This is a genomic window from Bradyrhizobium sp., from assembly GCF_016462955.1.
In the GTDB taxonomy this organism is placed as follows: domain Bacteria; phylum Pseudomonadota; class Alphaproteobacteria; order Rhizobiales; family Xanthobacteraceae; genus Bradyrhizobium.
This window is the reverse complement of the sequence record NZ_JAEMSD010000088.1, coordinates 5,543-17,657: the sequence shown is the minus strand read 5'-3', so window position 1 is coordinate 17,657 and position 12,115 is coordinate 5,543. Positions and strand designations below refer to the sequence as shown.

7 protein-coding genes are annotated in these 12,115 nt (G+C 63.6%); 3 read left to right on the top strand and 4 right to left on the bottom strand.

Annotated elements, in window-relative coordinates; all coding sequences use genetic code 11:
- The 3 genes from JHD07_RS12220 to JHD07_RS12210 form a co-directional block, all read right to left on the bottom strand.
- The coding region (locus JHD07_RS12220) for a filamentous hemagglutinin N-terminal domain-containing protein (protein ID WP_291622339.1) at window positions 1–3,197 on the bottom strand (3,197 nt) is incomplete at its 3' end.
- Between the two features lie 251 nt (window positions 3,198–3,448).
- Window positions 3,449–4,237 carry a hypothetical protein gene (locus JHD07_RS12215; RefSeq protein WP_291622337.1) on the bottom strand — a complete coding sequence of 263 codons (789 nt, stop codon included), beginning with the start codon at window positions 4,235–4,237 and terminating at the stop codon, window positions 3,449–3,451.
- A 189-nt stretch (window positions 4,238–4,426) separates the two neighbouring features.
- Window positions 4,427–5,926 carry a substrate-binding domain-containing protein gene (locus tag JHD07_RS12210; RefSeq protein WP_291622335.1) on the bottom strand — a complete coding sequence of 500 codons (1,500 nt, stop codon included), beginning with the start codon at window positions 5,924–5,926 and terminating at the stop codon, window positions 4,427–4,429.
- 509 nt (window positions 5,927–6,435) lie between these two features.
- Here JHD07_RS12210 and JHD07_RS12205 point away from each other — a divergent pair.
- The 3 genes from JHD07_RS12205 to JHD07_RS12195 all read left to right on the top strand — a co-directional run bounded on the left by JHD07_RS12205 (window position 6,436) and on the right by JHD07_RS12195 (window position 11,530).
- Window positions 6,436–7,365, top strand: coding sequence for a peptidylprolyl isomerase (locus JHD07_RS12205; protein ID WP_291622333.1), 930 nt, complete (start codon window positions 6,436–6,438; stop codon window positions 7,363–7,365).
- 66 nt (window positions 7,366–7,431) lie between these two features.
- Complete coding sequence (locus JHD07_RS12200; protein WP_291622332.1) at window positions 7,432–9,618, top strand: right-handed parallel beta-helix repeat-containing protein; 2,187 nt, start codon at window positions 7,432–7,434, stop codon at window positions 9,616–9,618.
- A 142-nt stretch (window positions 9,619–9,760) separates the two neighbouring features.
- A complete protein-coding gene (locus JHD07_RS12195) occupies window positions 9,761–11,530 on the top strand; it encodes a carbamoyltransferase C-terminal domain-containing protein (RefSeq protein ID WP_291622330.1) in 1,770 nt (589 codons plus the stop codon).
- 65 nt (window positions 11,531–11,595) lie between these two features.
- Here JHD07_RS12195 and JHD07_RS12190 read toward each other — a convergent pair.
- Window positions 11,596–12,115 (bottom strand): NAD-dependent epimerase/dehydratase family protein (locus tag JHD07_RS12190; protein ID WP_291622328.1); only part of this gene is annotated, 520 nt, incomplete at its 5' end.

The following is a 12,115-nucleotide window of genomic DNA, read 5'->3' as shown; positions in this document are numbered from 1 at the left end:
CTCCCGTTGCTCTCGAAGCCGTAGCCACGCAAGGTACCATCGAGAGCAATGAAAGCTTGCGTCGCGACATTCGCGGTTGGTGGTGGCGGGCCAGGATCGACCGTGTAAGGCTTTCCGTTGTAGATGCTGAGAGAGATGCTCCCTGCCCGCCCCTTCATCACCCCGGTTGCAACGGTCTGCGCCTTGCCTGATCCGTCGATGTATCCGCCGCTTGACACATCGAGCAGGCTACCGTGACCGAGCAATATGCTGCCGGTCGTGTCGATAACGCCACCGGTGACACCAAGGCTGTCCTTGGTCGTGCTGATCGTGATCGAACCGCCGTTGATGAAAGCCGGACCAGTTGCATCGATACCGGCCCTGCGCCCGGTGTCGTTGACGAAACGACCGCTTACATCGATCGTGCCCCCGACGAATACATTCGCGGCAATCGTATTGCCCGATGCGTCCTTGGGGGCTTTGAACAAAGATGTCGTGAAATCTTTGCCGACTGCCTCTCGGTCAGTCATGAGGTTGACGTTTCCTCCAGCTGCCGAAACGGTTCCGGCAATATCGATAGCCCCGCCCGCAACGACGGAAAGGCTGCCGCCCGCGGCCAAGTCGAGCGCGCTGCCGGCCGAAAGAAAAAAATCGTTCGCCTTCACGGACAAGGAACTCAGGCCGTAGCTCGACAGGATCTCGGCCGAAAGATTGGTGGTGTAGGCGCTCTGCGTGGCGTAGTTGGCCGATGCCGCGGCGCCGATCTGGACGTTCGACGGGATGGTCAGCGACAGGGAGCCCTGCGCCGGCAACTGGCCGCTGCTGATCTGCCGTTCGCCTGCCGCCGAGCCGAAATAAAGGGTACCCTTGTCGAGCGGTGCAAGATTGACCGTCACGACGCTGACACCGCCGGCGGCATGGCCCTCGCTATAGCCCGGCGAATAGACCTGACTCTGCGTCGACCAGTATTCGGTGACGCCCCACCGCTCATGCTTGCGGATGAACTGCCCGGCAACGCCGAGATAAGTCATGTTCGGGTCGGCTTTGGAGATGTCGTAGATGCGCCCGTCGCTGCCGATCAGCCGCGTCGTGTTCACCATGCCAGGCAGGAACTTGACGCTGCCGCCGGCGACGTTCATCACCGAGCCCGTGGTGGTGACACCCGATGCTGCCCCGTTCTCGACCTTCAAATCCGTGTTGAGGCTGATGCTGCCGCCGACCGTCATCAGCTGATAGATGCTGCGCGGCACCTTGTCGACGTAACCGCTGGCATCGGCGATCGGCGTGCCGACCCAGGTCGTGCCGTCGCTGCGCGTGCCGGTCTTGCGGATGTCAATCCACAGCCTCTGCCCATAGACCACGCCGCTGCCGTCCGCCGACACGGTGGCGTAAGGCGGTCGCTGCAGCGGCATGTCGGCGAATTCGGCGAGCAGATTCACGGGGATGACGTTGTAGCCGGCCGGCAACTCGACGTTCTGGAGCCCCGCCACGTCGATGGTCGCACCGGGTGCGAGCAGGACAGACTGGGCATCCTGAGAATTGGGACCAACGCCCGGTATGTTGCCCGACTGACTCCCCGCGCTCGACATCCCCTGCTGAAACAGCCCGGGCGGCAGGTTGTTCGCCCCGTTCGCCAACTCGAATCTTTTGGCGTTGAGCGAGACGCGCGCCGAGGGTGCCGAGATCAGACCGTTCGCGCCAATGGTCACGTTCGCCTGGGCCGAGGCCTCGATGTAGGTCGGTACGAAGCTCTGCGAGCCAGGCAGGCCTGCCGACCCGTCATCTACCGGCAGGCTCGAGATCACGCCGTCCATGGTGACGCTCGTGGCGGCGCGCAGCAGCACGAAGCTGTTGCGGCTGATGCTGGTGTCGGCGGAGACCACGCCCTGGAGCAGATGCCCGGCGCTGTCGGTCAGTGCGCGGCCATTCGCATCGGTTGGATTGGCGATGCTGACCTTGTCGCCGTTCATGACGAGCACGCCGCGGCCGATGTCGATCACGCCGTCGTGGACCGACGCACCGGTGCCCGGGAGATAGCGGTTGTCGATTGGGTAGCCGTCAGGACCATACGCGGGTTGATCGGTTGAACGAGGCGCCGCAAATTGCGACAGCCTGAACTCCGTGCCGGGGAACTTGTTGGCGTTGCCCTTGTCGTCCTTGCCGAGCACGTCCTTGGGAAACACGGAATAACCGTTGGGGATGACGTCGATGGTGCGCGCGGCAACCATCGCCACCTCACCAGTGGTGGCCGCGATGGACCCGGAATTATGGACATTGGCGCCGAACAGGAAGACCGAACCGGGGGAGCCCTGTGCGACCTGATCGTAGCGGATGTTGCCCGTGATCGAGGCGCCGCGCTCGACCTTGATGTCGCCCGCAATCAGATTGGTCGCCGCGCCGCCGTCCTTGTCGTAGATCGAGAAGGAGTTCAGGTTGGCGATGCCCTGGTCCCTGAAGAACTTGTCGCGCTCCTCGAGCGAAGTACCCAGCTTGCCGACGTCGAGGCTGGAGGCGATCAGGGTGTGAACGTTCACCTGCGATCCCGCGCCGAACACGATGCCGTTGCGGTTGATGAGATAGACGCCGCCGAGCGCGTTGATCTGGCCGAGGATGCGGCTGGGCGACGCACTCGAGTCCTGCACCCGGTTAAGCGCAATCCAGTCGGAGGCGGGTTGCTGGAAATTGACGGTGGTGTTAGCGCCGACGTTGAAGCTGTCCCAATAGAGGATGGCCTTCTTCTGGGTCTGCTGGATGTCGACGTCGACCTTCGTGACGCCATTCACATCCTTGGCGATCTGCTTGGGCGCGTTGGCACCGGTCCATTTCGACGGATCGAGCTTGATCCCGGCCAAAGGATCGTTGTCGGTGCCGCCGGTGGGCATCAAGCCTCCCGTGACCAGCCCGTTCGGAACCGACCCGCCGGCGGCCCGCGCTGCAGCGGCAGCATCGACCTGCAGCTTCCGTGCGGCCGCGAGCGCGGCTGCCGCGCGGGCCAGCGAGGCCTGAGCCTGCGTCGCCGCTCCCGCTGCCTGCTGCGCGGCCTGGATCGCCGCCTGCTGTGCTCCCTGCGTCGGCGCGACCGTATTGGCGCCCGGAGTGAGGCTGCGCGCGTGGACAAAGCCGCTCGCCAGCGACAAGGCTACCAGACTGACACCGCACAGCAGCGAACGTTCGAAGGCACGGCGAGAGCCACGAGCAGTCGCGCCCGGGGACGGCATAACATTGTCGGGATGGGGCACGCCGCGGCACTTTCAAGTTGAATGGTTCCAGCCGAGCCACCGCGCAGGCAGGCCCGTGCGCCGGATTTACCTTCCGTTTACTAACATTGATATGTCAAATTTGTAGCATTGACGATCTCTCGCCGCACCGATCGTTATGATATTGAATAACACGACAAATCAGCGCGCCCGGCCGGTCCGCGCGCGGATCGGTCGCAGGGACGGACGTCCCAGGACGGCGGCTTGAGGCGTCAGCGCGGCCCCGGATTCGACAGCGGGCTGACCATGCCCGGCGGCAGACGCATGTTGGCCGGCGCTCCGCGGCCGATCGGCAGGTTCATGTTGGCGCCCGGGTGCACATAGGTGCCGCCGTTCGCGCCTGTCGGCGGCGCGGCCGCCATCGCCGCGGGAGGCGCGGACGGTATCGGCGGCGGCACCGCCAGCAGCGGCGCGGCCGGCGCCCCGCCGCTCTTCATGTCGGGTGCCGGCAGATCGAGCACGGCCTGGTCGAGGCCCTTTGCCATCTCGACACGACGCCGCTCGACGGCGCGCAACGTCCAACCATCGTGATTTTCGCCGGCCCTGAGTCGGACCACGGACTTGCTTGTGGGATCCATGAACAACCCGATCCTTTCGGGGCCGATGATGGTCCCGACCAGGGACAAGCGCGGCGTCTCCGGCTCAGGCGGCCTGGGCGGCGGCCCAGGCGGAGGCGCGGGCATTGCGACCGGTACGACCGCGGGCGGTCGCCGGGTCGGCGCAAACAACGGCCGTTCGCGCGTCGCGGTCAGCCGCGACAGCGGGATGGCCCAAAGCGGATTGTCGTACCCACGCTGCGACGCCGGCTTGTCGGCAGTCGCGGCCGGGACCACGGGGCCCGGCACCGGCTCGGCCGGCGGCAGATTGGCGGGCTTGGGGGCGAACATGTCCTCGGCCGGCTCGGACGCCAGCGTCTCCATCGGCGCCGACGCACCGATCGCGGGCGTGCCCGCCGCGATGAGGGCACCTCCAAGCAGAATAACGAGGCCGCGCATCGGCATGGCAGGGAAGGTCCTTGGTCAGGTCCGAGCGGTAGCGTTATGTCTTATCAGTGATGTGACATCTGCACAAAAGGCATCACACCGGACGACGGACGATGCCGTAAGGCAAGGCTGGCCAAAAAAAGGCACCCGGCTGACGCCGGGTGCACATAGTCTAGATCGTTGACCGGGCCGGAGCCCGAGCAGTGATCAGTAGGCGCCGACCTTGCCGGAGCAGCCGCTGCCCTGCGGTCCGTTGGCGGGATCGTTGAGCAGGGTGTAGACTTCGCCCACCCACACGTTCGGGACCTGGGCGAAACCGTTCTCGTTGAAGATGCCGGCCGCGCCCGAGCCGTACACGAAGTCGAGCCAGGTCTTGAACCAGAGATAGGCGTTGTTGCCGTTCGCGTGGGGCTGGTAGCACTGGTACATGAAGATCCACGAGAAACCGGAGATCGGGTACGCACCGGCGACGACCGGGTTCGGACTCACGCCCTGAAGGCTCCAGGTCAGCGGGTTGGGGCGGCTCGTGGCGTCCATCTGCGGGATGGCGGTTGCCATTGCCTTCTGCGCGGCAGCCGGGGTCGGCGGCTGGAACTGGCCGGTCGAAGCGGTGATGTCCCACTGCGACTGCACGTTCGCGGTCTTCAGACCACCGACGCGGACGGGCAGCCAGAAGTCGGACGAGGCGTAACCGATCGCACCGTTGGTGTTGGTGACGAGGGTGACGAGCGCGCCGCTGCCCGAAGCGTTAGCGAAGGTGCCGCCGCCCGGGTTGGCATTCGCGGTGCCGCACTGGTTGGTCGCGAACTGATCGGGCCAGTTGACCTGGTTCGCGCCGCGCGGGACCAGCGGGGAGGAGCAGGACTGCGCGCGATCGGTCCAGGGGAAGGCGTAAGATACGACGGTCGAGTCGGTCTCGTTGTTCGGACCGAACTCGTAACGGCACTGCTCAACCAGGGCATTGGTGAAAAGGAAGGTGGTGCCGCTGCCGTCCGTGCGATGCACGAAGGTGATGTTGCCGGTGCCGAGCACGCCGCCGTTGAGAGCGGTCAGGATCGGGTTGTTCCACTTGGTGATGTGACCCGACGCGATGCCGCAGAGCGCGTTGCGCGACAGGTTGAGACCGGAGCTGCCGCCAGCCGGGGTGGCGGGCAGGATGTTCAGCGTTGCACCGGTTCCGTCCTTGCCGTTGAAGCCCAACGCGACCGGGCCGACCACGGCCGGAAGAGTGATCATGTTGCCGAACTTCGCCTGCGGGCTGTTGGCGCCGCCGGTGTTCCACGCCGCCATGTCGGCCGCGTTGACGACGTCGTCGCTGCCGACGAACTGAACGCCGTCATAGTCGGCGGTGCTGTTCACGTTCCAGTTCGCGCTGGTGTAGGCCGGGGCGGACGAGGAAGGCGTGCCGATCTGGGTCTTGTCGTTGGTGCGCAGCACGGTCTTGCCGTTGCCGGAACCCGTCGCGGCGTACAGCATCACGCCGCCGAAGCCGCTGGTGTTGAAGCCAATGCAGTTCGCCGCTTTGGCCATCGGACCCGGCCTGCCGGGGCTGCCCTGGGCCTGGGTGTACATGCAGTCCATCAGCTGACGATAGACGATCTGCGGGAACGTCGCGCCAGCGCCGAACGCAAGCGACTGCGCCTGTGCGGATTCGGAAGCGACGCCCATCGCGGCGAACGCAACCGATCCCATAAGTAGAGCCTTCATGTTTCGCATAGCCTTGCTCTCCCTGTTCGGATCCCCTGGCCTGCCAACCCCGGCAGCCGGGTCCCGGAGCGCGGCGGAAGCTAGTCGCGATATGTGAGACTTTCATTGTTATTTTGTGAATTATGTTATTGCAGTCTCATCGCGACGAGAAACAGGGAATGATCGCATCAACGAACGGCTGGAAAACACGCGAGAAATCGCGGCGCAATCTCGCAACGAAAAATGTTATTCACAGGCAGCATCGTCGCCTTGCAGATGCTCCGACGAAAACCTGCGAGACCTGACGATCGCTGCGCACAACCGGCACTTGCGAGAATCGAGCTTCCGTAAGCGGCTGTGCGAAGAACGTGACTTCACACACATGTCTTGGCGCCATCACATCACCGTCAATGTCATGCCGCTAAAAAGCGGCCCCGCCAAGTGATCGCACCTCGGCATGCAGCCTCGACGAGATTGGACGCATGACGAGTCGCGTGAGTTGCAACGAATGCCCTACGAGAGGAAGTGACATGAGCGTCTCGTCCGCCATCTTCATGGCTCGCCCCTTCGACAAGACACGTGCGGGTGCTGCTTGCGTCTGGTTCGCCTTTCTGCTCGGTGCCGCAACACCGGTGTCCGCCCAGGCTCAAACGCCCGAGACCGTCGTAGCCGTCGTGAACGGCCAGAAGATTCTCGAAGGCGATATCCAGACGGCCGACGACATTCTCGGCCGGAACCTTCTCGCGCGCGAGCCGGCCGAGCGTCGCGAGACGCTCGTCAAAATACTGATCGATGGCGTTCTGCTGTCACAGGCCGCCAAGGATCGCAACATCGTGGACGAGGCGGACCTGCAGCGTCGTGCGACGTTTACGCGCAACCAGGGGCTCGCCAATCATTTCCTGACGGTCATCGGGCAGCAAGCGGTGACTGAGGAGGCGATGCGGAGAGCCTACGAGGACGTCGTGGTGAAGGGAGCGCCGACCGAGCCGGAGCTGCATCTGCGGCATATCGTTTTCATGATTGCACCTCCTGCCGATGATGCCGCGGTGAAGGCGGCGGAGCAGAAGGCGCAGGCGGCAATTGCGCGTATCAACAAGGGCGAGGACTTCGCCATCGTGGTCGCGGAAATGTCCGAAGATCCGGTGACCAAGAGCCGAGGCGGAGACTACGACTGGCGTGCGCGCGGCGAGATGGGCAAGGAATACGCCGAGATTGCCTTCAAGCTGAAGAAGGGCGAGGTATCCGCACCATTCAAGACGGCTGTAGGCTGGCACATCCTCAAGCTCGATGACATGCGAACCCGGCAGCCTGTCGCCTATGACAGGATCCGTGACCGCCTCGCCGCACTCGTCGCGAGCGCCGCACAGCTCGAGCTCGTCGACAAGATTCGCGCCGAGGCCAAAATCGAGCACGTAAATCCGCCGCATGGAGCAGACAAGGAAACGGTCGGCCGCAACTAGCGTGTGGCGATGACCTGCCCTTCCGTCTCAGGCATGCCCGTCGAGCAGCGCCGCGGAGCATCCGCAATGACGAAGATCCGGTTGGGCATCCTGCTGCACTGTCTGTGGGGCGGGACCGCAGTTGCGCAGCCGGTTGTGTTCTGGTTCAACGACCCCGTTGGCCCGGACGAGACTGTCATGGTCACCGGGGCGGATCTCGACCAGATCACCTCGGCGACCGTGACGCAGATGACCGGCCTGTCCGATCGCGGCACCGGACGTGAAACGACCATCCCAATTCTCCAGTCCAATCCCCTCTCCCTCAAATTCGTGATCCCGAAGGACTTCAGCCCCGGCCTGTACCGGTTCGCGTTGAGGCATGCGGAAGGCTCGATCGACGGGCGGATCAATCTGCCAACTCTCTATTGGCGGCAGGGAGATCTCGGCGATCATGCATCGCCGGACGGTTGGCTTCAGGTGTTTGGGCGCAACATTGTCCGCGATGCCGGACGGGCACACCTGTGGCTGATCGGGCAAGAAAACCCGCGCCGGATCGATGCTCCTCTGGTCAAGGGCGACATGTGGCGTGGCATCTTCCGCATTCCGAAGGACGTCAGGCCCGGACGCTATGCCTTGCGGCTCACGAACGGAGACGGAGGCGAGAGCGAATCTGTCGACGCCGGAATTCTCACTGTCCAGACGCCACAGGGGCCGGCGCAGCAGCAGTACGATGTCAGAGCTTACGGCGCAAACGGCGATGGGCGCTTCGACAACACGCGAGCGATCAAGGCTACGATCGACGCAGCAAAGGAAGCCGGCGGCGGCACGGTCTATTTCCCGCGAGGGCGATATTTCGTCTCCGGTATGATCAGCATCCCGCCCGGCGTGAAGCTCAGGGGAGAGCGCACCGATCTCGTCAATCTCCTGTGGCCGGACTTCGAAAGCCTGCCGGCGGCCCTGATTCACGGAACTTCGCGATTTTCCATCGAGGATCTCACGATCTACGCCTCGAATCACCCGCACGTGATTTCGGGTGGATTCCAGTTCGGCGAGCAACAGGCACCCGGCGCCGGCGAGATTGCCATCAGACGCGTTCGCATTCGAGCCTCGGCATTTTTCGGCTTGATGGAGCCGGATGCCGCTTTGCGCCGCATGAACGACTTTCAGCGCATCTACGCAGCCGCGGCACCGGACAGCATTCGGCTGAGCGGCGACCGGATCGAGGTCACGGATTGCGATGTCCTGGGGTCGGGACACTCGTTGAGATTATTCAAGGCAAGCAATGCCGTTATTACCGGCAACATCCTGACCAACGGGCGGTACGGCTCGTATTCGCTGGTCGGATCGCGGCAGATCATTTTCGAGAACAACACCGTGACCTCGGCCGATCTGCAGGGTACCGGTGGCGGCATCACGACCCTGTCGAAATCGGTGAGCGCGTCCGAGAACATCTTCATCGGCGGCAACACGTTCAAGGCCATCTACGGGCACGACCGTGAAGCGATGACGACGGACGGGCCTGGTGGCTATTATTTCGGGCACGCCCGGAGCACGATGCCCGACCGCCTTTCGCTTCAGGATCGCGCAAATCCGTATCCCGCTGCGCTCGATTGGACGGATGCCGCGGTCATGGTGGTGAACGGTCGCGGCACCGGCCAATACGCCCGCCTCAAGGCGCGGGACGGCAAGCCCGGCGATCTGTCGATCACCCTCGACCGGCCGCTTGCGGTAGCGCTCGACGAAACCTCGGAGATCACGGTCACCCAAGCCCAGCAAAACTACCTCGTCGTCGGCAATTCCTTCGAGGACACAGGCGTCGCGGCCCAGGCATACGGAACGGCTGTGGGCCATGTCATCGCCGGCAATCGCTCCAACAGGACCAGCGGCTTTGCCGCCTTTGGCCTGTCCTACGAGCAATTCCAGCCGGTCTGGCGAACGCAGTTCCTGGGCAATCATATCCTCGAAGGCAATGTCTATCGCGCAGGCCCCGAACGCGCGATCTTCTCCAACGAGGCCTCCATCCTGGTACGCGGAAACCAAACTGCGACGAGCGCCAACCGCCCTCCGATGGTCCAGGCGATCGTCATCCGCGGCAATCGTCTCGATCAGGACGCGCATATCGAGATCAAGGGGTTTGCTCCCGCCTCCCCCGGCGTCCGCGATGTCATCATCGAAGACAATATCACCGGCTCATCGCGTGAAGGACTTATCATCGACCGTGGCGTCTCATGGTGGATCGCACGCAAGAACGAGGAGCGCCGCATCCAGAAGTAGCGCAGAGCACCCAGCGCCTGCTAGTCACCTAAATGATAAGTTCCGTTGTTAGTTACCATTCCGATCGTCTTGTTGCCCCCGGTTCTGATGCCGGCAACAGCGCTTTCGTTCCGTCCTGACGAATCATCGAAAGACCGCCCTGATGACCGCAATCCTCGGCCTGAACCTCAACCATCCCGATGCCTCCGCGGCGCTCGTCCTTGACGGCAAAGTGGTCGCAGCCGCAGCCGAGGAACGCTTCGGTCGGCGCATCAAGCATGACCCGTCGTTTCCGCAGCACGCGATCCGCACGGTTCTGTGCATGGGCGGCATCTCGGCCAAGGATTTGGACTTCATTGCGGTCGCCCGCGACCCCTCGCAGAACCGGACGGCACAGGTCTCCTACGTGCTGCGCAACCCGATCTCTGGCGGTATGGCAGCCATGGAGCACTTGCGCCGCGCGAGAGTCGATCTCGGCATCAGCGACATGGTGGCAGAGGCCTGCGGACAGGCACCCGACGCGGTCAATGCGAAGCTGGTGAATGTCGAACATCATCTCTCGCACATCGCGAGTTCCTATTATTGTTCGCCGTTCGAAGGCCTGACCGCCGGATTTTCCTATGACGGCAGCGGCGACTTCACGAGCATGATGGCGGCCCGCTGCGAGGGCAACCGGATCGAAGTGGTCGACCGCGTCCACCTGCCGCACAGCCTTGGCTTCTTCTACACCGCCTGCTGCCAGTTCATCGGCTTCGACGGCTTTGGGGAGGAGTACAAGGTGATGGGCCTCGCTCCCTACGGCACCGACAAGTATCTGGGCGAGATGCGGGACCTCGTGCAGACAAGGCCCGATGGCTGGTTCAAGCTTGCCGACGGTTATTTCGGAATGCATCGCGGCGGTGAAGGCGGCAAACTGGATGACAACCACCGCATCGACATGTTGCGCCTGTTCACCGACAAATGGACTACAAGGTTCGGCGATCCACGGGAGCGGAGCGCGGAGATGACGCAGCGGGAGAAGGATATCGCCCGCTCCTGCCAGATGCGATTCGAGGAGATCGCGCTTCATTGCTTCAAGCGGTTGCACGACCTCGTACCGACCCACCAGGTCGCCTATGCCGGCGGCTGTGCGCTCAATGGCGTGATGAATGCGCGCTTGCTGCGCGATACGCGCTTTCAGCAGGCCTACATGCAACCTGCCTCGGCCGATGATGGCTTGTGCGTCGGTGCAGCTCTGTGGGCCTGGCACAACGCCGCAGGCGGACGTGAGCGGTTTCACATGACACACGCTTATTGGGGCCCTTCGCATGCCGACGAGACCATGCGGCGTGCCGCCGAAGATGCCCGATGTCCGATGCGGGAGCTGGAAGATGGACAGGCGCCCAAGGCCGTTGCCGCACTGCTGCACGCCGGCCTGGTCGTCGGCTGGTATCAGGGCCGCTCCGAATGGGGGCCGCGTGCGCTGGGCAATCGCTCCATCCTCGCCGACCCGACGCGTCCCGACATGAAGGACGTCATCAACGCAAAAATCAAGCGGCGCGAGAGCTTCCGTCCGTTTGCCCCGAGCATCCTGCAGCCCGCAGTCGCGACCTATTTCGAGCAGGACATCTTCAGTCCCTTCATGATGCACGTCGTCAAGCTGCGGCGGGAGTGGCGGGAGAAGCTGCCTGCGATCACCCATGTCGACGGGACAGGACGTCTCCAGAGCATCGCGCGCGACACAAATCCGCTTTACTACGAGCTGATAGAGAGCTTCGGCGCGCTGTCGGGCGTCCCGATCGTTCTCAACACCAGCTTCAACGAAAACGAGCCGATCGTCGATACGCCGGAACAGGCGATGAGCTGCTTCCTGAGGACCGGCCTCGACGCGATCTGTCTCGGTCGCTATCTCGTGGTCAAAGCCGAGCACGCACATCTCCTGCCCAAGGCGTGAGACGGATTTACGGGCATCACAAGGGCTGACCGATCTGTCGTAACGCTGCGCGTCGATCGGGCAGCCTATGCCACCGTCTTCCGGTACGCTTCATACGCGCACCGCAGGCCCTGCTCCAGCGAGGTGCTGGCGCGCCAGCCGAACGAGGCAAGCCGGCTGACGTCGAGCAGCTTGCGCGGCGTGCCGTCGGGCCGCGAGGCGTCGAACGAGATCTCGCCGCGATAACCGACGATTTCGGCCACAACGCGCGCAAATGCGGCGATGCTGATGTCCTCGCCGGTACCGATGTTGACGAGATCGGGGGCCGAATAAGTCTTCATCAGATGTACGCAGGCATCCGCCATGTCATCGACGTAGAGAAACTCGCGCCGCGGCGTGCCGGTGCCCCACACAACCACACGGTCAGCGTCCGCGACCCTCGCCTCGTGAAAGCGCCGGATCAGCGCGGCGACGGCGTGGCTGTACTCGGGGTGGTAATTGTCGCCGGGCCCGTACAGATTGGTCGGCATGACGCTGATGAAGTCGCTGCCGTACTGGCTGCGGTAGGCCTCGGTCATCTTGATGCCGGCGATCTTGGCGATCGCA